Origin of the sequence: Pseudoalteromonas sp. 3D05 (genome assembly GCF_002723455.1) — a bacterium.
Taxonomy (GTDB): Bacteria; Pseudomonadota; Gammaproteobacteria; order Enterobacterales; family Alteromonadaceae; genus Pseudoalteromonas.
Genome location: NZ_PDUS01000010.1, coordinates 25,119 through 46,681, shown reverse-complemented (window position 1 = coordinate 46,681; position 21,563 = coordinate 25,119). Strand labels below are relative to the sequence as shown.

The 21,563-nt window shown below is 39.8% G+C and carries 19 protein-coding genes and 1 tRNA gene; 13 read left to right on the top strand and 7 right to left on the bottom strand.

Going from position 1 to position 21,563, the window contains the following annotated elements; translation table 11 throughout:
• The first annotated feature begins 620 nt into the window (after positions 1 to 620).
• Both CSC79_RS11510 and CSC79_RS11505 read left to right on the top strand, forming a co-directional pair.
• On the top strand, positions 621 to 1,499 hold the full coding sequence (locus CSC79_RS11510) for an alpha/beta hydrolase-fold protein (protein ID WP_099295953.1): 879 nt from the start codon (positions 621 to 623) through the stop codon (positions 1,497 to 1,499).
• A gap of 150 nt (positions 1,500 to 1,649) precedes the next feature.
• Positions 1,650 to 2,072, top strand: a complete 423-nt coding sequence (locus tag CSC79_RS11505; RefSeq protein WP_099295952.1) for an MAPEG family protein — start codon at positions 1,650 to 1,652, stop codon at positions 2,070 to 2,072.
• 42 nt (positions 2,073 to 2,114) lie between these two features.
• Here CSC79_RS11505 and CSC79_RS11500 read toward each other — a convergent pair whose 3' ends face one another.
• Entirely contained in the window at positions 2,115 to 3,632 is a 1,518-nt protein-coding gene (locus CSC79_RS11500; protein WP_237114008.1) for a DUF3360 family protein, read from the bottom strand.
• A gap of 198 nt (positions 3,633 to 3,830) precedes the next feature.
• Here CSC79_RS11500 and CSC79_RS11495 point away from each other — a divergent pair, with 198 nt between their 5' ends.
• The 5 genes from CSC79_RS11495 (at position 3,831) to CSC79_RS11475 (ending at position 6,280) form a co-directional block, all read left to right on the top strand.
• Complete coding sequence (locus tag CSC79_RS11495) at positions 3,831 to 4,379, top strand: NAD(P)H nitroreductase (RefSeq protein ID WP_099295951.1); 549 nt, start codon at positions 3,831 to 3,833, stop codon at positions 4,377 to 4,379.
• A 194-nt stretch (positions 4,380 to 4,573) separates the two neighbouring features.
• The gene (locus CSC79_RS11490; protein ID WP_099295950.1) at positions 4,574 to 4,951 is read left to right on the top strand and encodes a hypothetical protein; all 378 of its coding nucleotides are present in this window, start codon (positions 4,574 to 4,576) and stop codon (positions 4,949 to 4,951) included.
• A gap of 91 nt (positions 4,952 to 5,042) precedes the next feature.
• Positions 5,043 to 5,133: transfer RNA gene (locus CSC79_RS11485), tRNA-Ser, on the top strand.
• Between the two features lie 49 nt (positions 5,134 to 5,182).
• Positions 5,183 to 5,569, top strand: a complete 387-nt coding sequence (locus CSC79_RS11480) for a hypothetical protein (RefSeq protein WP_180270421.1) — start codon at positions 5,183 to 5,185, stop codon at positions 5,567 to 5,569.
• 93 nt (positions 5,570 to 5,662) lie between these two features.
• Positions 5,663 to 6,280 (top strand): FKBP-type peptidyl-prolyl cis-trans isomerase, encoded by a 618-nt coding sequence (locus CSC79_RS11475; RefSeq protein ID WP_099295949.1) that lies wholly within the window; start codon positions 5,663 to 5,665, stop codon positions 6,278 to 6,280.
• Between the two features lie 116 nt (positions 6,281 to 6,396).
• Here the strand turns inward: CSC79_RS11475 and CSC79_RS11470 are convergent, their stop codons facing one another.
• Positions 6,397 to 8,847 (bottom strand): TonB-dependent receptor, encoded by a 2,451-nt coding sequence (locus tag CSC79_RS11470; RefSeq protein ID WP_099296016.1) that lies wholly within the window; start codon positions 8,845 to 8,847, stop codon positions 6,397 to 6,399.
• 146 nt (positions 8,848 to 8,993) lie between these two features.
• Here CSC79_RS11470 and CSC79_RS11465 point away from each other — a divergent pair, with 146 nt between their 5' ends.
• From CSC79_RS11465 to CSC79_RS20095, 3 genes are all read left to right on the top strand, one after another.
• On the top strand, positions 8,994 to 9,515 hold the full coding sequence (locus CSC79_RS11465; RefSeq protein ID WP_167850828.1) for a YaeQ family protein: 522 nt from the start codon (positions 8,994 to 8,996) through the stop codon (positions 9,513 to 9,515).
• A gap of 92 nt (positions 9,516 to 9,607) precedes the next feature.
• Positions 9,608 to 10,441 (top strand): diguanylate cyclase, encoded by an 834-nt coding sequence (locus CSC79_RS11460; protein ID WP_099295947.1) that lies wholly within the window; start codon positions 9,608 to 9,610, stop codon positions 10,439 to 10,441.
• The gene (locus tag CSC79_RS20095) at positions 10,372 to 10,629 is read left to right on the top strand and encodes a GGDEF domain-containing protein (protein WP_237114007.1); all 258 of its coding nucleotides are present in this window, start codon (positions 10,372 to 10,374) and stop codon (positions 10,627 to 10,629) included. Before CSC79_RS11460 ends, CSC79_RS20095 begins: the two co-directional genes overlap by 70 nt.
• Before the next feature lie 25 nt (positions 10,630 to 10,654).
• Here the strand turns inward: CSC79_RS20095 and yfaE are convergent, their stop codons facing one another.
• From yfaE to ubiG, 5 genes are all read right to left on the bottom strand, one after another.
• Positions 10,655 to 10,927 (bottom strand): class I ribonucleotide reductase maintenance protein YfaE, encoded by a 273-nt coding sequence (gene yfaE / locus CSC79_RS11450; protein ID WP_099295945.1) that lies wholly within the window; start codon positions 10,925 to 10,927, stop codon positions 10,655 to 10,657.
• Entirely contained in the window at positions 10,927 to 12,057 is a 1,131-nt protein-coding gene (gene nrdB, locus CSC79_RS11445; protein WP_099295944.1) for a class Ia ribonucleoside-diphosphate reductase subunit beta, read from the bottom strand. The genes yfaE and nrdB overlap by 1 nt, the downstream gene beginning before the upstream one ends.
• A gap of 71 nt (positions 12,058 to 12,128) precedes the next feature.
• Positions 12,129 to 14,414, bottom strand: coding sequence for a class 1a ribonucleoside-diphosphate reductase subunit alpha (gene nrdA, locus CSC79_RS11440; RefSeq protein ID WP_099295943.1), 2,286 nt, complete (start codon positions 14,412 to 14,414; stop codon positions 12,129 to 12,131).
• Positions 14,415 to 14,793: 379 nt separating this feature from the next.
• Positions 14,794 to 15,477 (bottom strand): HAD-IA family hydrolase, encoded by a 684-nt coding sequence (locus CSC79_RS11435; protein WP_099295942.1) that lies wholly within the window; start codon positions 15,475 to 15,477, stop codon positions 14,794 to 14,796.
• Complete coding sequence (gene ubiG, locus CSC79_RS11430) at positions 15,477 to 16,187, bottom strand: bifunctional 2-polyprenyl-6-hydroxyphenol methylase/3-demethylubiquinol 3-O-methyltransferase UbiG (RefSeq protein ID WP_099295941.1); 711 nt, start codon at positions 16,185 to 16,187, stop codon at positions 15,477 to 15,479. The genes CSC79_RS11435 and ubiG overlap by 1 nt, the downstream gene beginning before the upstream one ends.
• 188 nt (positions 16,188 to 16,375) lie before the next feature.
• Between ubiG and gyrA the strand changes: the two genes are divergently transcribed.
• From gyrA to aroA, 3 genes are all read left to right on the top strand, one after another.
• Positions 16,376 to 19,072 carry a DNA topoisomerase (ATP-hydrolyzing) subunit A gene (gyrA, locus tag CSC79_RS11425; protein ID WP_099295940.1) on the top strand — a complete coding sequence of 899 codons (2,697 nt, stop codon included), beginning with the start codon at positions 16,376 to 16,378 and terminating at the stop codon, positions 19,070 to 19,072.
• An 86-nt stretch (positions 19,073 to 19,158) separates the two neighbouring features.
• Positions 19,159 to 20,241, top strand: coding sequence for a 3-phosphoserine/phosphohydroxythreonine transaminase (gene serC / locus CSC79_RS11420; protein ID WP_099295939.1), 1,083 nt, complete (start codon positions 19,159 to 19,161; stop codon positions 20,239 to 20,241).
• Positions 20,241 to 21,518: a 3-phosphoshikimate 1-carboxyvinyltransferase gene (gene aroA / locus CSC79_RS11415; RefSeq protein ID WP_099295938.1), complete on the top strand. Its 1,278-nt coding sequence runs from the start codon at positions 20,241 to 20,243 to the stop codon at positions 21,516 to 21,518. Before serC ends, aroA begins: the two co-directional genes overlap by 1 nt.
• The last annotated feature ends 45 nt before the right edge of the window (positions 21,519 to 21,563 follow it).

Below are 21,563 nucleotides of genomic sequence, written 5' to 3'. Positions count from 1 at the left end.
TTGTTAAAATCAATAACGCAGTATAAGTCGCTTTTAAACCAACCCATTGGGCGCTTCACAGGCACTTACTCTCATCGCTGTTCCTTCTTAAAAAGGGGGCTTGCAAAGTAACGCCTTGATATTAAGCCCCTGAAACGCTGAATTTTGCATCTTGAGGTGGTTTGGGTAAAAACAAAGCAATGAAGCAGCGGGCTTCATTGCATTTTCTCCTTCAGGCGTAAGTACATGTTTGCTTACACTTTTATAAAACACTGCTATTCACATGACTAAGTTAATGTTTTAACTTAGGGTCCGTTGACCTTTGCGGATTGAAATTTGTTCAAACTAGGAGGGATTTAATCACGGCGCGAGGCTTGTAACCTAGTGGGCTAAGTCAAAACCGAGCAAAGCTTGCGCATCCTGCTCACGCCCCTTACCATCATCCATGTAGGCAACAAAGAGTAAATCGGCCCAAGGCAGAGCCTGAAGGGCAGCGCCTGTTTGGCATTGATGCTGCGTTTTCGCCTAATAACCACAACACATTGGCGCTGCATTGCCTAAATACCAAACAGACTGCTGCAAATTAAACCTTGAAAGGGCAACAGACCCTATTAATTATTAAATTTAAAATGGAACTCAACATGGCGCTTAAACACAAAGTATTTTTTATAACCCTTGGGTGCATCGTTGTGATGGCATTGGGTCTAACCACCCGTGCTTATTTAAAAAATAGCGCATCTGAGTTTGAAGATCATACCTTATATTCTGAGCTGCTAGATGAACACAGAAAGTTTTTCATTCGACTACCAGCCAATTATGATCCTAGTAAAACTTACCCATTAATTATAAAAACGGACGGTAACTTCAACCTTAGCCGTTGGCATAACACGTTAACTATATATGCTGAGCAAGGCATAGTAGAGGAGTCAATCTTAGTTGCATTGCCAAATCAATTTTGGACAGATACCCGTAATCGCGATTTGGTTCCGCCATACGCCCGTAAAGAGGTTAGTATTGGAGCTCGACCAGCGTTTGAAAATGACCCTGCAATATTTGGTCGAGCCGATGTATTTCTATCATTTATTGAAAAAGAGTTACTGCCTTTTTTAGAGGCTAATTACAGCTTAAATGATAATCGTATTTTAACTGGATTTTCAGCAGGCGGTAGTTTTGTGTTGTACACATTGAGTACAAAGCCTGCGCTGTTTGATGGTTATTTTGCCTTTAGCCCGGCGGCGTGGTACGACGATAGTGTTGTGGTAAATGAGTTTGCTAAAAGTCTATCAGCACTCAATCAGTCAGAAATCTTTCTATACTTAAGTCTAGGTGCAGATGAAAACCCAATCATCACAGGGTCATTTAAAGGCTTGTTAGCCGCACTAGAGCAAAATAAAGAGCACACTATAACGTGGAAGTTTAGTTATAGTGAGGGCGCTGGTCACAATGAAAACCCTTACGTATCTGTCCCCAAAGCTTTGCATGAATATTATCAGTTTAGAGGTGCAACTTTCAGTGATTAAATAGGGTTTAACCTCATGTAGATTTTATAGGTTGAAGGTAACTATTTACACTGAAAAAACTCTTTCATTTTAAAGTTGTTATTATTCAATGGGTTATGCTTGGCTTGTTTTTTGCTCATATTGTTTACCTCAAAAATAATAGGAACGACAATGACTGAACTTGCTTTATCTGCATATTTTGCACTTTACATCTATTTGATTATGGTTTTCGTACAGTGGGCTGTTGCTACTTTTAGTAAGGCAAGCCAAGAGAACGCAGTGCCTGGTAAACTTGATGCTGATTTAAGCCATGAAAGCTTTGTTTTTAGAGCGCACAGAACGTTCCATAATACACTCGAAAATAGTGCCCTGTTTTTAGGCAGTGTATTGTTTGCTTTCACAATGGGTTATCACAGTGGAATATTTGCTATGTGTATGTGGGTTTATGTAATCTCACGCTTGATTCATATGACGCTTTATTATGTGATTGCTACAGAAAAGAACCCAAGTCCACGAAGTTACTTCTTTTTAGTAGGTGTGGTCGCTAATTTTGTTATGTTGGTACTAATAGGGTTGCGGTTAATTGCTTACTAATGCAGTTATTAAGCAGCAAGTTTACCTTGCTGCTTTTTGTATTTAGTGTCTAAAATCACTTAAAAGAGCAGGAATACCAGGTAGCATGCCTACCATAGCCATCACACTCGTTAAAAGTACAAACATAAATAATGGAATTTTCCAGCGGCTCATAGGTGTTAAATCTGCACTTCGCTCTTTACACCCTATAAGGCCTAAATTATCAAGTAACATAGTGAGCGACCAACCAAAAGCAGGGTTTACTAAAGAAGATGCAAATACCACAATAGCTGCTGATTGGGTTGTCTTACCTTCTCGGGTCATTTCCATTCCAGCCTCGAGCAGTGGAATAAATACGCCGACAATTAAAGCAACGCACAATACGGGTTGCCAAATTGCTAAATCCATCGGATAACCCCATACGCCAGCTATAATACAAAATAGAGCTGTTAAAATTGCGCCAGCGGGAATGGGTCGTTTTGCAATAGCGGCAGGAACAATATAAGTACCCCATGATGAGGTAAAGTTAGAGCCGCCTAAAATAGAACCAAATGTTTGCCTGACGGAAGCACTGAGCATTGTATCATCAATATTCATTTGTACTTTTTCAGTGCGTTGAGGGTAGCTTATTTTTTGAAAAACTTGGTGCCCTAAAAAATCCGGTGACCACATTGCTACAGCTAAAATTGCAAACGGTAGCACAACTACAAAACTTTCCAGTGTCGGTAAACCGAGCATCCAACCTGTGTTTTCGCCCCACCAATACATTGGGTTCATGTTAGGTAAGCCTGGTGCAGTTTTAAATTCAAATGGCGCACCTAGGGCAAATGCAGTGACTCCGCCAATAATGCAACTCAATGGCACTGCTAACCAACGCTTTTTAAAATGTTCTAAAAGTGCATAAAGTAATATAGTGGTAAGAATAACAATAAATGCAATATGGCTCATGTTAATGCTTTCAGCCCATGCAAATAACTTTTTGACTTGGGATAATGTGCCGATAAAACCAAGATAAAGCAGCAGGCCGCCACATACGCCTTTACTGGTTAAACGTGCGAGTAAACTACCACCTTTACTGATAGCAAGGATAAAACCAAAAGCACCTATTAATAGTCCAAATGCCATTGGGTGGCCACCCGCAGCAACTACAATCGGAATAAGTGGAATTAATGGGCCATGCGTACCGGCCAAGTTGGCTGTAGGCAATATAAAGCCAGAAAATAAAATAATAAATAGGGCGACAATTAACAATTCATAGCGGACATTTTCAAGAACAAATGCATCGCTTAAACCAAGTGGTGCAGCAAATGTAGCGGCAATAGCGCCTACCATAACGACTTTACCAATAGTGCCTGCCATTGCTGGGATGGTGTCTTCAAATTCAAAACGGTAATCTCTAAATGGAAGATTAGGCCGCCAACGCTTGGGCTGCATTATTTGTAATTCGTGTTCTAGGTACTCGTCGCGAGTAGTAAATTGTGAACTGGGTTTATGTAAGCTTTCGTAGCTAGCAGACACGTTATTTTGTGTGTCTCCAAGGTTTTCTTTTTGTGGAATAGTATCTTGCTGTGATGTTGTCATAACTTCTCCGGCAACATGAACATTGCGCTTGTTCAAACTTAAATACGGCTTTTTATAAAGCACTAAATATTGAGCCCTTAGAGTAAAGCAAGCGTGAACAAGATGGGATTAGTCAAAGGTCTAGGTTATTAAAATACAACACCCTTTCTAGGCATTAGCAATAGATGATATGCTGTATTCTTTTAGACGAGAAAAATTATGGATGCTATAGAGCTTTTATTAACGAGGCAATCTGATCCTCGTTTAGTTGAACCTGCGCCTACTGATGAGCAGCTTGAAATTATTAAGCAAGCGGCATTAAGAGTACCTGATCATGGATGTATCGCTCCGTGGCAGTTCATTGTTGTGACTGGAGAAGGACGAAACCGTTTAGGCGAAATCTATTATCAAAGTGCTATTTCTGAGCAACAAGAAGAGAAAGTAATTAACAGAGCAAAAGAGTTACCTTTTAGAGCGCCAATGTTAATTATTGCTATCGCAAAATATAAACAGCACCCTAAAGTTCCGCGTATTGAGCAAGTTCAAAGTGCAGGATGTGCAGTGCTTGCTATGCAACAAGCTGCTTTTGCTCAAGGCCTTGGAGGAGTGTGGCGCACAGGGTATTTTGCACAAAGTGAAGGCGTGAAAGAGGCGTTAGAGCTAACAGAGCAAGACGAAATAGTCGGGTATTTATATTTAGGTACGCCCGCTGTAGAGTGTAAGAAATCAGCTAAACATAAGCCAGAACAGTTTTTTACATATTTATAATAGACAAATTGAACTTTACCTTCTTTGCTTAGTCAGATTAGATTAAGGTCGCAGTTATTAAACTACTTACTACTGCTCACTGTAAGAAATGTAAGGACACAGAAAGTATTTTTCTTCACAGTCTGTTTTTTAATCTGTTGTTATTTGCTACTGTATGGAGCGTCTTAACAAAAACAACAAAGAAGACGAGAACAATGGGAAATTTATTTTTACGTGAAAAAGAACAATGGCTAACGTGGTCCCTTTGGGGTGTAGTGGGCGCAGTGCTCACTTTATATACTGCATTTAATACGCAAACACCTCACTTAGTCGCGATTGCGTCTATATCAATTCTTGTGGTTCTGACTTGGTGGATGCAGCGCAGCAAACGCTTTGATTTTGGACGCGCTTTTAAAGTGTGTTGCTACGTTTTGATGTTAAGTATTTTGCCTGCGTTTGTACTTGTTATAATGCCTAGCGATAACTTAAGCCGTTTCGATTTAATATTTCAATGTTTAAGTTTTGCAACACTGAGTCTATTAGTGTGTTTATTGTGTTCATGGATAGCTAAACGGCCTAAACAATATTATTGATTGAATTTTATCCTCAACCTGTTTAATTACTATTTATTTTACTTTTAGGGGTTTACAACTGTTCTGCTTAGGCCTATTATTCGCGCCGTACGGAGAGATGGCAGAGTGGTCGAATGCACCGGTCTTGAAAACCGGCAGGGGTTTGTAGCCCCTCTAGGGTTCAAATCCCTATCTCTCCACCATATTTGAAAAGCCGCCTTTTGGGCGGCTTTTTGCTATCTGGAGTTTAGTATGTCAGAGCCTCGTCAATTAAATACATTTCAACGGATCTTAAAACACAGTTTATTGTGGGTTGTGTTTGCATATTGCTATCACAGCGCAATTAATTTACTGGTCAAAATGGCTTTGGATGCTCAGCCAGATCAGCCTTTGATTACGTCTTTACTTTATTGCTTGGGTTTTAATGTATTAAGTGCCCACTTAATTACAAAATATGATACCTATTGGCCTGTTATTGGTGCTTTAATAATCGGTGTTGTTGGGTTGATTGTAGTGCCTATTTTGTTTGTCGGTACGCACGCTTTATTAAGCCAAGAACTGCTTGCGGGAATATTAATCAGCTTGCCTGTCTTTACCTTTGTAATGACCCTAATTAAGCGAAAACTCAATAAAAACTAGCCCCAAAATCGTTTTTATTTATGTTAGCATAGACGCGTCTTTTAACTGGTATCAGTGCACACTAAGCTGGTACATAAAAACGTGAAACACATTATGTCAGATAATTTTACTACAGATGCTGAAAAAGCAAGTTACGGTATTGGCTTACAAATGGGTGAGCAACTTAAAGCGAACCCTTTTGAAGGCCTAAACTTAAATTCAGTATTTGAAGGCATGAAAGATGCTTATGCAGGCGGTGAATTCCAAGTTGAGATCCCTGAGATCCAAGCTGCATTCGAAAAAATCAATGCTGAAATTCAAGCTCGTCGTGAAGAAGAATCAAAAGTACTTTCTGCTGAAGGTATCGCATTCTTAGAAGAAAATGCAAAGCGCCCAGAAATCACTGTCACTGAGTCTGGTCTTCAATATGAAGTACTAGCAACGGGTGAAGGCGAAAAGCCAACAGCTGAATCTACAGTACGTGTTGATTACCATGGTACACTTATCAATGGTACAGTTTTTGATAGCTCATACGAGCGCGGTCAACCTGCTGAATTCCCAGTTGGCGGTGTTATCAAAGGTTGGACTGAAGCGTTGCAAATGATGCCTGTTGGCACTAAATGGCGTATCTATGTTCCTCATGAGCTTGCTTATGGTGAACGTGGTGCTGGTGCTGCAATCGCACCTTTCTCAACTCTTGTATTTGATGTTGAGTTACACGCTATTCTTTAATAGCTTTTTTATGAGCGTTTAATGCTCATAATAAAAAACCACTCTTAATTATTTAAGAGTGGTTTTTTTATGCTTAATTTTTGATTAACCCAAAACTGAGTTAATCGTAAAATGGGTTAAAAGTAACCGCGTACACCAATACTAAAGTTACGACCTGGTAACGGCGCTTTTTCTTTAATAAATGAACTGTGCACAAAGCCAAGTTCATCGGTGATGTTATCAACGTTAATATAAAGCTGTGTATCTATTTGCCCAACACTCAGTTGGTAGTTAGCTTGTGCATCAAAGAGCGAGTAGCTATGTGTTTTAGTCTCATACTGAGTAATATCATTTTGTTCAAAGTAATGAGTGCCCGTTAGTGTGAACTGCCAATCATTAAGTGTATATTGCAACTCAGAGCCAAGCTTATTTGCAGGTATACGAGGTAAATTCTCATCTTTGAGCTTAGCGGTTGTTGAATCACCAAATACCTTTACCATGGCATTGCTGTTAACTTGATAATGGGCGTCAAACTCAACACCATAAAGTTCAGCATCTTGACTAACAAATTGATAAACAGCAAGTGCATCTTCGTGCTCGTGATCTGTTTGGCCTTCTTCAAAGCCATGTTCTTCGTCGAAGGTTAAACCTGTATTTTTTTGATAGTAAAAGTTTTTAATATCATTGTAAAAAAAGTTAACGGTATAACCAAAGTCACCACTGAATTGCCTAAAGCTCAAATCAAAATTGTTAGCTGTTTCTTGCTTAATATCTTCAGGCTCAAAATGTGCTTCGCCATCCTCTATTACATAGCCTAAGCCAAGCTCGTAGGTGCCAGTTGCAATGTGAAGCCCATTAGAAAGTAACTCAGCCGAAAGTGGTGCTCGCTGTGAATGTGAAATACTTAAGGAAACACTGTGGCCCGGTGTGTATTGCCAAATAGCACCAGCAGAGGCACTTAAGTTAGTAAAGCTTTTGCTATAGGCAGTTACTTCATCATGATCTTCTTCCATTTCATCATGGTGTTCTTCACCTTCATCGTGGTCATGGTCATGGTCATGGTCATGAGATGTAATATTACTATCAATATTATAATCTTCTACACGAGCGCCTAATTCTACAGTGACATCACCAATCATTTGTTCTTCAAGAATAAATAGGGCATTGGTAGTTGTTTTACTTGCAGGGGTGAAAGCTTCTTCACCATTGGCATCATAGTCAGACTCACTAAAGTGGTAGCCAGCTATACCGTGCCAGTTGCCAAGCTTATGTTCAATATTAAAGCGTGCTTCAGTGGTTTCATTACTAAAGATGGTACCAATTGTACCATCTTCGATTTCGGCATGGCTATAATCTGTGTAGCCTAAACGAAGGTTTATGGTTTCAATCCAGTTATTATGAAGTGCATAACTCATTAGGCCTTGCCAGCGATCTTGTTCAACGCGCGCGTAAACTGCTTCTTCTTCACTTTCCTCATTTTCATGCTCATGGCCATGATGCTCATGTGCTGGTATACCATAATCTGTTTCAATTCGACCATATGACATACCCACAGTGAAATGCTCACCTACATAGCTAGTACCAAAGTTAACGGTTTGACTATCAATAAAAGTATTTTCAACAGATGTTGCTGTTTCATGAGCATGTTCTTCATGTTCTTCATGTTCTTCATGTTCTTCATGTTCTTCATGTTCTTCATGTTCTTCATGCTCATGATGCTCTTCATGGCCTTCTTCTGGTAGCTCAAATCGAGGTGTTTGGTAATCATCCCCCATTCTTTTTGTGCCATCAAAGTGAAAGTTAAAGTTTTCATGACCAGTTTCTAACTTTGCTGCATATGTATTAGCATTCGAAACAGAGTCATGGTTGTATTGCACAGCACCTGTAAACTGATCGATGTTATCTGTAGGGATCCTATTATCGACCACATTCACGACACCACCTATTGCGCCTGAGCCATATAAAAGGGTAGCCGGTCCTCTAAGTACTTCGATTTGTTCTGCCGACAGGCTATCGTTTGATGTAGCGTGATCTGGGCCGATACGAGAAGCATCGCTGCTGTCTAAACCATTTTGTGTAATTTTAACGCGCGGTCCATCTAAACCACGAATAATTGGGCTTGATGAAACAGGTCCAAAGTAGCTTGCATTAACACCAGGTAAGCCTTTGAGTGTTTCGCCTAAAGTCGGCTTTGCTTTGTTTTTTAGTTCATCATCGGCTAAAACATTCACAGGTGAAATCATTTCAAGGCTATTTTTGTGAAGAGCAGAAGCATACACAACAACCGTTTCTACTGAGGTAGGGGTTAACGTAACATTGATTTTTTGACTATCTTCATCGACAGCAAGACGTGCATCAATAAAATTATTTTTACTGATGTGTAACTGGCTTTTTGCATCAATATCGATACTAAACTTACCATTTGAATCAGTTTTTATTGATTGTGCTTTGCCATGAATATGAACATCAGCGTTGGCAATTGGTTGATTATTAGTGTCAACAACGTGACCATTTATAATAGCAGCATGTGCAGAATAAGAGCTCAGCGCAGTAATAATTGCGCCAGAAAGCAGTGAATAACGGTTCATAATGACTACATCAGTTGATTTATATGTTGTGATATAATGTAACATCATCGCATGCAGTTTTCAATAATGTTATACCATAACTTTAATGTGCGAGTTTATTCATTCTCAACTATACTTATTATTCGTTTATCGCCGGAGTCATGAAAATGACTGACAAAAGCCGAATTTTTAAAGCTCGTTTTACCATTGCTGATCTACGCCAGCAACGTAATCACAAAGAAGTGTTTACCACATCACTGACGAAAAACGAAACGCTTGATCATTTTATTCTAAAGCTATTGGGTTACAGTTTTTTGTCATATGACAGTTCAGCGCAACTAAACACGGACAAAAATTTGCCTGATGTGTCTATCAAAGCCTTTGATGAACACTACACTAAATGGTTAAGTGTGGATGAGCCTGATTTAAAACGCCTACTTAAGGTCGCAAAACTTGTTGATGAATTTATTATTTTAACGAAGGCACACAGTCAGTGGTTAGATCAGGCAAGGCCACAGTTATCACGCTTGCCAAATAATCACTTGATTGAAATTGATAGTCAGTTTATTGATCAAATCAAACAGCATTTAACACGTAACCTAGAGTGGGATATCACTATTGACCACCATAGTGTCAGCATTAGTGATCAAGCTAATTACTACTACACCAAGCAATTTAACTGGCATTAAATCGTCATTGATGGTAATTAATTGTCTATAGTTACCACAAGAAATCATATTAAAACTTGAAGGCGTGATTCTGAGGATAGCAAAATCAATAAATGATAAATTATTCAGACAAAAATGAACGAAAGCTGATAGTTCGCTCTTTCGCATTTATTGGCTCAATTACCACACTTATTATGGCTTGCTTCGCTTTTGCCGATAATGACACGCTGTTATTCATTGCCTTATTAACATCTTCAATGTTGTTTATCTCACCTTGTTTTATTAAGCGCCAAGATTATGTTGGGGGTTGGGTTGTTTTATATACACTTTATGCATTAATGTTGTTTTTGGTTTTTACAGGAGGCAGTCACGGCACGGGGCCTATTTGGATCTATATTGTCTCACCTGTTACATTCTTCATTCGTGGTTTACGCAAAGGCATTGTCGATATTTCGCTTTTTATTTTTGCTGTTATTATTACGTTTGTTTTCGCGGAGTACTTCGATGGCCATGTCTATGACTCAGAGCATTTGCTATTACGCATTGTTTTATCGTTTATTATTGTTGCATTGTTAAGTGGCTTCTATGAATATTTTCGTGAAAGCTATAGCCAAAAATTAATTCAATTAGCCAAGAACAATGAAATATTAGCCACAACCGATCCGTTAACTAATTTACCGAATAGACGATATACCGTTGAACGTTTATACGATGAAAAATCGTTGAGTGATAAATCAAATACATCACTGTCTATTATGATTATTGATGTAGATGACTTTAAAAAAATTAATGATCAATTTGGCCATCAAGTAGGCGATTGTGCGCTCATTCATTTAGCAGATACCTTCAGGCGTTTTTCTACAGAAAACGACATATTTTGCCGCTGGGGGGGGAAGAGTTTTTATGTGTATTACCGCAAACAAAAGCTGATGATGCAATTGTGTTAGCAAAGCAAATTCAACAAGACTTATTAAGACATCCCGTTCATATAAATGAGCAGAGCTTTACTTTATTTGTTAGCGTTGGTGTGAGTGAAATAAGTCACAGTGACAGCATTGATTCAGCAATAAAACAGGCTGATGAAAACCTCTATTTAGCAAAGACCAGTGGTAAAAACAAAGTATGTGGTGTGTAACGTGCAGGTTTTTGCCATCTAGTGACTAATCTAAAGTTATAGACACGTCACCATCAGGTTTACAACAACACAGCAGTACTTCGCCTTCTCGAACGAACGCCAGAGGCTCTTGATTATATATGATGCTGCCTTTGGTTAACTTAACTCTACACGCACCACAATATCCTTCACGACATTGATATGAAACCGTTAGTTTGTTGTGTTCAAGACAAGCCAAAAGAGAAGGGCAGCCAGAATCAAAGGTTAGATCCTGGCCACTATCTGTAAGGGTGATCCTTACAGTTTTACTATCAGACATTACAGATCAAAATCACCAAAGTCAGAGGCATCAACTTGCGAGTCAATTTGGCCCACAAGGTATGAGCTAATCTCAGCTTCTTGCGGGGCTACTTGTACGTTATCTGATACCAACCAAGAGCTTATCCATGGAATTGGGTTACTATTATTTTCAAACTGGGTAGGAAGTCCTACTGCACTCATGCGTGCATTTGTAATGTATTCAACATATTGACAAAGAATATCTTTATTTAGGCCAATCATTGAACCATCTTTGAATAAATATTCTGCCCATTCTTTTTCTTGCTCTGCAGCATCAACGAACATTTTAATCGCTTCGTCTTTACACTGCGCTGCAACAATAGCCATCTCAGGGTCATCTTTGCCATCTTGCATAATATTTAAAATATGCTGAGTACCTGATAAGTGAAGTGCTTCATCGCGGGCAATGAGTTTAATGATTTTTGCGTTGCCTTCCATAAGTTCACGCTCTGCAAATGCAAAAGAACATGCGAAACTAACATAAAAGCGAATTGCTTCTAGGATATTTACAGACATCATGGCCAGATAAAGTAATTTTTTTAATTCAAACAAGCTAATATTAACGGTCTCACCGTTAAGCTCATGTTTACCTTCACCATATAAATTGTAGATGGCTACTTTATTGATCAGCTCATCGTAATATTTAGTCACGGCATCAGCTCGTTCACTGATTTTGTCGTTACTTACAATATCATCAAAAATCAGTTCTGGTGACTGAGTAACATTACGGATAATGTGTGTGTATGAGCGACTGTGAATAGTTTCACTGAATGCCCACGTTTCAATCCACGTTTCAAGCTCTGGGATTGAGACAATTGGCAGCAAAGCAACATTTGGTGAGCGACCCTGAACACTATCAAGCAGTGTTTGGTACTTAAGATTGCTCAAAAATATATGTTTTTCATGCTCTGGCAGTGCTTGGAAATCTAGGCGGTCTTTACTAACATCGACTTCTTCCGGGCGCCAAAAGAAAGACAATTGTTTTTCGATTAATTTTTCAAAAATCGGGTATTTTTGTTGGTCATAACGAGAAACGTTCACTGTTTGGCCGAAAAACATCGGTTCTTGTAATTGGTTATTATGGTTTCGGCTAAAAGTAGTATAAGACATAGGATCACTCAAAAAACTAACAGGGCAAAGCGGGCACAAAGCCCGCTATGAATATATTTTAAAAACAGTGCTTAAATTTTACATGCGCCGCCTGCGCAATCATCATCTTCCGGTTGAACAGCTGTATCATCTTGTGAATCTGATGCGCCATCGCGAGTATTATGGTAATACAAGGTTTTAACACCCAGCTTATAAGCTGCAAGTAAGTCTTGCAGTAACACCTTCATAGGTACTTTACCGCCTTCGAACTTGTTTGGATCATAATTAGTGTTAGCAGAGATCGTTTGATCAACAAACTTTTGCATAATACCCACTAATTGCAAATAACCTTGGTTCGATGGGATATCCCATAACAACTCATAGCTGTCTTTAAGACGGTCATACTCAGGAACAACCTGTTTCAAGATACCATCTTTACTGGCTTTAACGCTGATGTGGCCACGAGGTGGTTCAATACCGTTTGTTGCATTTGAAATCTGCGATGATGTCTCTGATGGCATCAATGCTGATAATGTTGAGTTACGCATACCGTGCTCTTTAATGCTTGCACGCAATGTATCCCAATCCAAGTGAAGTGGTTCATCACAAATTTTATCAAGGTCAGTTTTGTATGTATCTGTTGGCATTATGCCTTGAGAATATGTTGTTTCATTGAACTTAGGGCAAGCACCGCGTTCTTTTGCTAATTCATTTGATGCTTTCATAAGGTAATACTGAATTGCTTCAAATGTCTTGTGGGTCAGTGCATTTGCGCTGCCATCAGAATAACGCTTACCATTTTTAGCTAGGTAGTATGCGTAGTTGATAACACCTATACCAAGCGTTCGACGTCCCATAGTTGCATTTTTAGCTGCTGGAACTGGGTAGTCTTGGAAGTCAAGTAAGTTATCAAGTGCACGTACGGCTAGCTCAGCAAGCTCTTCTAACTCATCAAGTGACTTAATTGCCCCTAAGTTAAACGCTGATAATGTACATAAAGCGATTTCGCCTTCTTCATCATTTACGTTATTCAATGGCTTAGTTGGCAATGCAATTTCTAAACATAAGTTAGATTGACGGATTGGGGCAACTTTTGAAATAAACGGGCTGTGAGTATTACAGTGATCTACATTTTGTAAATAAATGCGGCCTGTGCTTGCACGTTCTTGTGCAAACATAGAAAACAGCTCAATTGCTTTAATACGCTTTTTACGAATTGATTCGTCTTGCTCATATTGAACATATAATTTATCAAATTCATCTTGGTCTTCAAAGAAAGCATCGTATAGACCTGGTACATCTGATGGGCTAAATAATGTAATGTAGTCGTCTTTTATTAAACGCGAATACATTAACTTATTAAATTGCACACCGTAATCTAAGTGACGAACACGGTTGTCATCAACACCACGGTTATTTTTAAGCACGAGTAAGTTTTCAACTTCTAAATGCCATAGTGGGTAGAATAACGTTGCTGCGCCACCACGAACACCGCCTTGCGAACAACTTTTAACAGCTGTTTGGAAGTGTTTATAAAATGGGATACATCCTGTGTGATACGCTTCGCCATTGCGAATAGGGCTTCCCAATGCGCGGATACGACCGGCATTAATACCAATACCAGCACGTTGTGAAACGTACTTAACAATGGCAGAGGATGTTGCATTGATTGAATCAAGGCTATCGCCACACTCAATTAACACGCACGAGCTAAACTGACGTGTTGGTGTACGCACACCTGCCATAATAGGTGTAGGCAAAGAAATTTTAAATTGCGATACGGCGTCATAAAAGCGTTTAACGTAATCTAAACGCGTTTCTTTAGGGTAATCTGAGAACAAGCTTGCAGCCACAAGGATATATAAAAACTGTGCACTTTCATAGATTTCACCAGTTACACGGTTTTGAACTAAATACTTACCTTCAAGCTGTTTTACAGCAGCATAACTGAAGTTTAGGTCTCGGCTATGATCAAGGTAGTTATCAAGCTCATCAATTTCTTGTTCCGTGTAGTCGACTAGCAGATGTGCATCGTAACGTTTATCTTCTACTAGTTTTGTTATTTGGTCATAAAGGCGAGGGGGCTCAAATTGACCATACGCTTTTTTACGTAGGTGGAATACAGCTAAACGAGCCGCTAAGTATTGATAATCAGGACTGTCTTTTGAAATTTGGTCTGCAGCTGCTTTGATGATTGTTTCGTGAATGTCTTCAGTACGAATACCATCATAAAATTGAATGTGAGATTTCAATTCAACTTGCGAGACAGACACATTATTCAGACCTTCGGCGGCCCAAGCAATGACGCGATGGATCTTATCTAAATCAAGTGACTCTTTACGGCCGTCACGTTTGCTTACAGATAGCTGTTGGTTCATAGTTTTGCCTGTATTCCTTGGGAAATATAGTCTTAGAAAATTATTATTCTATTTATTAGGGTTAAAATCGAATTTAATTGAATAACATTTAGCCACAATATCTGGTGCTCTTCAAATTCTAGATCACAAGATAGTGTGGTCTGCGATCATTTGCAAGGGGCATAAACGGGCCCCTTTGTGGATAAGTTTGGGATAACGCGATTGTGTTAGTAGCCATTAACCTTTGACCTTTTGATTAAAATGAAATTTATAAAAAGCAACTCAAGATCGACTAAATTTAGTCATTTTAAAAATAAATTTAGGCTGCTTTTTTTATCATCATAGTTTGAGTTAAAATTAGCCTAATCACAATATGTAGTGTTTTAATATTAATAATACACTATATGTGGTTAAATCCATCAATTGGACTTTGCCAATTAAAATCAGCATTCCAATCTAATGCGTCTGACTCACTAGGTACATAGCCCCACAGTGCTGTTGCGCTGCGCATACCAGCGGCCTTTGCAGCTTGAATATCACGCTCGGCATCACCTATATATAAACAACGCCTTGGATCTACTGCTAATAATTCGGCTGTGTGTAATAAAGGTAAAGGTGAGGGTTTTGCTACCTCAAGGGTGTCACCACTGACAACAGCTTGTGCATTGTGTAGCGTTTTGATCTGCGAGATCAGTGGGATCGTTAAGAAGCTGGGCTTGTTAGTCATTATCCCCCATTTTATATTTTTCTTTTCAAGTGCCAATAATAGTTGCGCAACACCATCAAAACAGCGGCTATGAACAGCGATGTTATCACTGTAAGCGGTGAGTAGTTGTTGGCGAAGCGCGTTTTGGTCTTTTTGATTAAGCCAAAGATCACCAAACCCAGCTTGCAATAACGCAACTGCGCCGTTAGAAGCGGCAGGGCGGTATATATCAGCACTGACTGTTGGTAAGTTTTGCGACACTAACACGGTGTTTAGTGCTGCGCCTAAATCGTCGGCGGTATCGAGTAACGTACCATCTAAGTCAAAAATAAAGGCGTCATAATCCATATCGTGAATCAAATTGTTTGAACTGCTCATTATGCGAGCTTCTCAAAATGGAGAATATAATTAACGCTAACGTCTGTATTGAGTGTGTATTGTTTAGATAACGGATTATAGTTAAGGCCAGTACTGGCTCTTACTTTTAAACCTGCTTGTTCAGCCCAAGCAATCAGTTGCGCAGGTTTAATAAACTTTTTATGATCATGCGTGCCTTCAGGTACCATTTTTAGAAGTTTTTCAGCGCCTACAATGGCAAATAAATACGCTTTTGGGGTTTTATTTAAGGTCGAGAAAAACACGTCTGCGCCAGGTTTTGCAAGCGCAGCTACCGCATGAATAATAGAAGCAGGGTCGGGTACGTGTTCTAACATTTCCATACAGGTAATTACGTCAAAGCGAGCAGGGTTAGCTTGGGCATACTCTTCTGCAGGTACTTTTATGTAATCTACATCCACACCCGTTTCTAAACTATGAAGTTTTGCCACTGTAAGAGGCTCTTGGCCCATATCAATGCCTGTTGCTTTGGCACCCATTCGAGCCATACTTTCGGTTAAAATACCGCCGCCGCAGCCTACATCAAGCACTTCCTTATCAAATAAGCCTTGTGTTTTGTTGGTGATAAAATCTAATCTTAATGGATTTATCTCGTGAAGAGGCTTAAATTCACCCTCTAAATCCCACCACCTTTCGGCAATGGCTTCAAACTTTGCAATTTCTGCACTATCTACATTTTGATGTTCGGTCATAAAATACTTCCTCGTCAATCTGAGGCCATTATATAGGGCTAAATTAATAAATCGCAAAGATTTAGCGCCTGTAAATCTAAATTAATTGTGATAGCATGGTCTATTAGAATACGTTTAATAACAACAAATACTCTGAAGACCATTAAAATGGTACGTTAAGAGTTAATACTGAAGGAATGTGATATCAAATGACTGATCTCGCCAATGAAATTCTGCCAGTCAATATTGAAGACGAGTTAAAAACGTCCTACCTAGATTACGCGATGAGCGTAATTGTTGGACGTGCATTGCCAGACGTGCGTGATGGTTTAAAACCAGTTCACCGCCGCGTTTTGTTTGCAATGAACGAGCTTAGTAATGATTGGAATAAACCATATAAAAAATCGGCACGTGTTGTCGGTGACGTAATTGGTAAATACCATCCCCATGGCGACAGTGCGGTTTATGACACCATAGTCCGTATGGCCCAGCCATTCTCTTTACGTTACATGTTAGTAGACGGCCAAGGTAACTTTGGTTCTGTTGATGGTGACTCTGCGGCTGCAATGCGTTATACCGAAGTACGTATGGCAAAAATGTCGCATGAATTATTAGCCGATCTTGAAAAAGAGACGGTTGATTTTGTACCTAACTATGATGGTACTGAGCAAATCCCAGACGTGTTACCGACGAAAGTTCCTAACCTTTTGGTGAATGGCTCGTCAGGTATTGCGGTTGGTATGGCAACAAACATACCGCCACATAATTTATCTGAGGTAGTTAATGGCTGTTTAGCTTTAATCCAAAACCCAGATTTAACTATTCATGAGCTCATTGAATACATTCCTGGCCCTGATTTCCCAACTGCGGCAATCATTAACGGTAAAAAAGGCATTGAACAAGCTTATTTGACCGGCCGCGGTAAAGTGTATATCCGTGCCCGTGCTGAAATTGAAGTAGACGAAAAGTCAGGTCGTGAGACCATCATAGTTCATGAGATTCCTTATCAAGTAAACAAAGCGCGTTTGATTGAAAAAATCGCTGAACTTGTAAAAGATAAGAAAATCGAAGGTATCAGTGCATTACGTGATGAATCAGATAAAGACGGTATGCGTATCGTTATTGAGATCAAACGTGGTGATGTTGGCGAAGTTATTCTGAATAACCTTTATGCACAAACACAATTACAAACTGTGTTTGGTATGAATATGGTTGCTTTGATTAACAACCAACCTAAATGCTTTAATCTAAAAGAAATGCTTGAAGCGTTTATCATTCACCGTCGTGAAGTCGTAACTCGCCGTACCGTGTTTGATTTACGTAAAGCACGTGATCGCGCACATACGCTTGAAGGTTTAGCTATCGCGCTTGCCAATATTGACCCAATCATTGAGCTTATTCGTAAATCACCAACACCAGCTGAAGCGAAAGCGGCGTTAACAGCCCGTCCTTGGGAATTGGGTAATGTTAAGTCGATGCTTGAAAAAGCGGGTGAAGCGAATGTTGCACGCCCTGATTGGTTAGCAGACGACTTGGGTATTCGTGATGGTCAATATTATATTTCTGAGCAGCAAGCTCAAGCAATTCTAGATCTACGCTTACACAAGCTAACGGGTCTTGAACATGAAAAAATCTTAAACGAATACCAAACGTTATTAGATTTAATTGCTGAGTTATTACATATCTTGGCATCGCCTGAGCGTTTAATGGAAGTTATTCGTGATGAGTTGGTTGAAATTAAAGACCAATACGGTGATGAGCGTCGAACAGAAATTAACGCTGCAGCACACGATATTAGCCTTGAAGACTTGATCAACGAAGAAGATGTTGTAGTAACCTTGTCGCACGAAGGGTATGTGAAGTATCAACCATTATCAGATTACGAAGCGCAGCGACGTGGTGGTAAGGGTAAATCTGCGACGAAGATGAAAGATGAAGATTTCATTGAACGTTTATTAGTTGCGAATACTCACGATACTATTTTGTGCTTCTCAACGGCAGGGCGTTTATACTGGCTTAAAGTGTATCAATTACCGCTAGCGAGTCGTGCGGCACGTGGTAAGCCAATTGTTAACTTACTGCCACTTGAAGCTGATGAGCGTATTACCGCTATCTTGCCGGTACGAGAGTACGAAGAAGATAAATACATCTTCATGGCTACGGCATTTGGTACAGTTAAGAAGACTCCGCTTACGGCATACAGTCGTCAGCGTGCAAGCGGTATCATCGCTGTAAACCTAAATGAAGGCGATAGCCTCATTGGGGTAGATATCACAGATGGTAGCAATGAGATCATGCTCTTCACTGATGCGGGTAAAGTTGTTCGCTTTAAAGAAGCTGAAGAATCAGCTGTTGTTGATGAAAACGGCAACCCTGTACTTGACGAGAATGGTAACCCAGAAATCCGCTTTAAAGGTGTGCGTCCAATGGGTCGTACCGCAACAGGTGTTCGTGGTATTAAGATGGCTGACGGACAACGTGTTGTATCATTAATCGTACCAAAAACGGATGGTGCTATCTTAACTGTGACTGAAAATGGTTACGGCAAGCGTACCCAGCTTGAAGATTACCCATCTAAGAGCCGTGCAACACAAGGTGTTGTATCGATTAAGGTGAGCGAACGTAATGGTGCAGTTGTCGGTGCTGTGCAAGTTGATGACAATGACGAAATCATGATTATCTCTAATCGTGGTACGCTTGTTCGAACACGTGTAAACGAAGTTTCTACCGTTGGGCGTAATACCCAAGGTGTTATTTTGATAAGAACTATTGACGAAGAGCAAGTAGTTGGTTTACAACGTATCGAGGAGATCGAAATCGATGAGCTTATAGCTATCGAGGGCGAGAGTGAAGAAGTTGTCGAAACAGTTAATGATGACGCTGGTGATAACCCACCAGAAGAATAATTTTAACTTTTAAAAAGCGGCTTTGGCCGCTTTTTTTATGGCTGTATTGAAAATAAAAAAAGTAATTACTGGAATGAGGAAAGGTAATGAGTATATACAATTTTTGTGCGGGTCCAGCAATGCTACCGCCAGCTGTGATGGAAAAAGCACAAAAAGAATTTGTTGATTGGCAAAATCTAGGTGTGTCGGTGATGGAAATAAGTCACCGAAGTAAAGAATTTTTAGCACTAACTGAAAAATGTGAAGCAAGCCTTCGCCGATTAATGAATATAAGCGACGAGTTTGAAGTGCTATTTATGCACGGTGGTGGTCGAGGTCAATTTGCCGCTGTCCCTTTAAACTTACACTTAGATGACAAAGCCGCTATTTATTGTGAAAACGGTGTGTGGTCCAAAGGGGCTGTAGCGGAAGCTGTAAAATTTACCCAAGTTAGTGAACTTGATGTACGTAATGATACAAGCGAGCGGTTTTCAATAAAACCGGTCAGTGAGTGGGTCTTTCCAACTGATCCTTCTTATATACATTATTGTCCTAATGAAACGATTGACGGTATTGAAGTCTTTGATGTGCCAAGTCATCCAACTGCGCCCATTGTTGCTGATATGTCATCAACTATATTGTCTCGCGAATTTGATGTTAACCAGTTTGATTTAATTTATGCCGGTGCACAAAAAAATATCGGTCCTTCAGGGCTTGCCATTGTTATAGTTCGCAAAACCCTACTTGAACGCAAAGGACTCCCTAAGCCGGGGATTTTTGATTATGCCCTTGAAGTTAAACAAGGCAGCATGTACAACACGCCACCAACATTTGCATGGTACTTAGCCGCTGAAGTATTTGAATGGCTTGAGCAAAGCGGTGGGGTGAAAGCGATGGAGCAGCAAAATATTGCAAAAGCAGAGCTGCTATATGGATTTATTGATGAGTCACCCTTTTACACTAATAAAGTCGCTAAACATTGTCGTTCTCGTATGAATGTACCGTTTTGGCTAAATGACGAAAGTTTAAATGAGCAGTTTTTAAGTCAGGCCAAAGCAGCTGGTTTAGTTGCGCTTGAAGGTCACCGAATTGTAGGTGGGATGCGTGCAAGTATTTATAATGCAATGCCGCTTGCAGGGGTTCAAGCCTTAGTGGACTTTATGGCTAAATTTGCGAAGGAGAACAGTTAATGGAACAACTTCGTTTAGAGCCTATTTCATGTGTTAATGGCAGTGTTACATTACCAGGGTCAAAAAGCTTATCTAATAGAATACTTTTATTAGCTGCCCTTGCCAAAGGGACTACCGTTGTTGAAAACTTACTTGATAGTGATGACATTCGCCACATGCTTGGTGCCCTAAAGCTATTAGGCGTTGATGTAGAACTCAATGAAGATAAAACAGTGGCAACGGTACATGGTGTTGGAGGGGCGTTTTTAACGCCGTCCAAGCCTTTGTTTTTAGGAAATGCAGGAACAGCATATAGACCTTTGACTGCAGTACTTGCAGCGGTAAAGGGCGAGTATGAGTTAATTGGCGAGCCGCGTATGGAAGAGCGTCCAATTGGTCATTTAGTTGATGCATTACAATCGCTAGGCGGCAATGTTAATTATTTAAAAAGCAAAGATTACCCACCACTGAAAATTTGTGGTGGCGAAATAGCTGGCGGCCAAGTAGAAATTGATGGCAGTATCTCGAGCCAATTTTTAACTGCACTTTTAATGGCAGCACCTTTGTTTAACGGTGATACCACAATCTCTATAAAAGGGACTCTTGTATCAAAGCCTTATATCGATATTACATTAGATGTTATGGCACGCTTTGGTGTAAAGGTTAGCCATGATGATTATCAGACATTCAAAGTAAAAGGTTCACAGCAGTATCAAGCTTTAGAACGTATTATGGTAGAGGGAGATGCGTCATCTGCTTCTTATTTTGTTGCAGCCGCTGCAATAGCAGGCGGTGAAATTGAAATAAAAGGTGTCGGTGCTAAGTCTGTTCAAGGTGATATTGGTTTTGCCAAAGTGATGGAGCAGGTAGGTGCTAAAATTGATTGGTATGACGAGCGCTTAGTTGTTCGTAAAGGACAACTAAATGGGGTTGATATCGATGCTAACGCAATTCCAGATGCTGCAATGACCCTTGCGACGGTAGCTTTATTCGCAAAGGGACCAACGGCCATTCGCAATATTTACAATTGGCGCGTTAAAGAAACAGATAGATTACATGCCATGGCCACAGAGCTTCGTAAAGTAGGTGCTGATGTAGTTGAAGGCGACGATTTTATTGAAATTACTCCGCCTGAACATTTTAATGATGTAGCAGTAGACACCTATGACGACCATCGAATTGCGATGTGTTTTGCAATGGTTGCGGTAGGCGGCAAAGCTATAACCATTAATGATCCTAAGTGCACATATAAAACGTTTCCTACCTTTTTCAAGGTATTAGAAAGCGTTAGTGAATAGATTCAAATCAATAAACATAAAAACTTACATACAAAAAGCGGATCT